Here is a 1,566-nt window from a genome sequence, read left to right as displayed (position 1 = left end):
GCGTCGAGCCGCCCTCCCGGTTCTCCAGAACCTTCTCGGCGATGAAGCAGCGCAGATGCACGAGGCCCTGGCGAAAGGGTCGCCGGCCAAAGGTATCGAAACCGCCTTTCTCGTCGGACTGGGTTCCAGCGATGACGTCGAAAGCGGCTAAAACGCTGACTTTAGGTGTCGCCGCGCTCGCACTGCTCGCTGCCGGAGGAGAAGTTCAGGCTCAGGGCAGGAAATACGTCTTCGCTCTGGTTCCCAAGAACATGAACAACCCCTTCTTCGACGCAGAATGTCGCAAGTTGCGTGGGCTGCGGTAGCTAGCTGTCGAAGCTATGAAGGTTGTTCATCCGGGGGCGGCGCTGGGCTGCTGGGACTGCGAACCTCCAGCACCTGCGCTTGAGATCCCCGGATGAACCCGCCTACGAATGCGCGTTCGATGCCTTGCCGGGAAGCAGACCTTCCGTATGTCGGGAGAGGGTCGTGAGCTGACAGTCCCGCCAGGTCTCTGGCTGCTCTCCAAAGTCGGAGCTTTGGCCGCTTCATGGGGCACTTCGAGGGGAGGGCCAGGCCTAGCGAGGCCAGCGGCGGTTCGTTCCGGTCGAAATGGCCAGGATCACGAAACAGACTGTTGCTGCGATCAGCAGCGTCGCGATTAGCGTTACCGGGATCAGCATGCGGACCTCCGCTGCGATCATTGAAATCTCCTCAACTTAACCCTCACGCGTTGGGTGGGGTTCCGCATCACATCCGGAGCATTTGATGGACACGACCGCAGCACGCCGGGGGCTGGTCGCCGGCTATTCGCTTGTTGTTGGCCGTGGCCCGCAGTCCAATAAGGCGACCACGGACCCCTTCGGCGTTTTGGCGCAGCTCTCCTTCTTCGTCGGCAGACCCTTGTTGGTCACGAGCAGAAGGCTGATCGCGACGCCGGCAACGGCACAGGCATAGGTCATACGCTTTCTCCGATCCTTCGATCGGCCAATGAGAGGCGCATGCGATGGCCATTGGGTGATCCCGATGCAGCGCTGACGCGATCATTCTGTGACCGGCCGCGCCCGATTTCCTCGCCCGCCGCGCGCGGGCTTTTTCATTCCTGGAGCATTGTCTGGTGACCTTCAAGGGCGCTGCGAAGCGCCTTGGCGATATCGATTTGCCTCGGATCGGCGACACCTTCAGCCTTCGGGACGCTCTCTTGAACATGCAGCGGAGGATCGATTGGCTTGAGGGCCGCTCGCGCACTGGTCCTTCCTGAAATCGAGCGGCTCACCGCCGCAAGATGGCTGCCGGCTTGAGCGGCTTGATCCCTGAACGTGGCCCGGCCTTCTCCCGCGGCGCCGGGCCGTTTTTTTGTGGGGGGACTGCCTATATTGTCGGGCCAGCGAGCAGACGCTGGAGCTGAACGTTGGTTTCGTAGAGGCGCGGAACTCAGGCTAATCTCGATGGTTCCCTGGGAACCATGGTCCTGTTGATCTGTGTCTCRGCCGGGATGCTTTTTGCAGTCGGATTCGGCTGGTACTTCGGCAGATGGATGTCCTAATCCCGGCCGTCGCCTCTCCCTCGTAAAGGGGCGGCCCTCCT

General features: G+C 61.5%; 2 protein-coding genes. One reads left to right on the top strand and one right to left on the bottom strand.

Annotated features, from left to right (window positions below; translation table 11 throughout):
• Positions 1–557: 557 nt before the first annotated feature.
• Positions 558–683, bottom strand: coding sequence for a hypothetical protein (locus AC1DDA_RS27350; protein WP_476798086.1), 126 nt, complete (start codon positions 681–683; stop codon positions 558–560).
• A 64-nt stretch (positions 684–747) separates the two neighbouring features.
• On the opposite strand from AC1DDA_RS27350, the gene AC1DDA_RS27345 reads away from it, so the two are divergent.
• Entirely contained in the window at positions 748–936 is a 189-nt protein-coding gene (locus tag AC1DDA_RS27345; RefSeq protein WP_476798085.1) for a hypothetical protein, read from the top strand.
• Positions 937–1,566: the final 630 nt, after the last annotated feature.

This window comes from Allobosea sp. 10N428 (assembly GCF_056394545.1).
This window is presented reverse-complemented; position numbering and strand designations above follow the sequence as displayed.

Bases quoted from the DNA above. Each gene is read 5' to 3' on its own strand.
- AC1DDA_RS27350 (WP_476798086.1), bottom strand. From the start codon at position 683: ATGATCGCAGCGGAGGTCCGCATGCTGATCCCGGTAACGCTAATCGCG.
- AC1DDA_RS27345 (WP_476798085.1), top strand. From the start codon at position 748: ATGGACACGACCGCAGCACGCCGGGGGCTGGTCGCCGGCTATTCGCTT.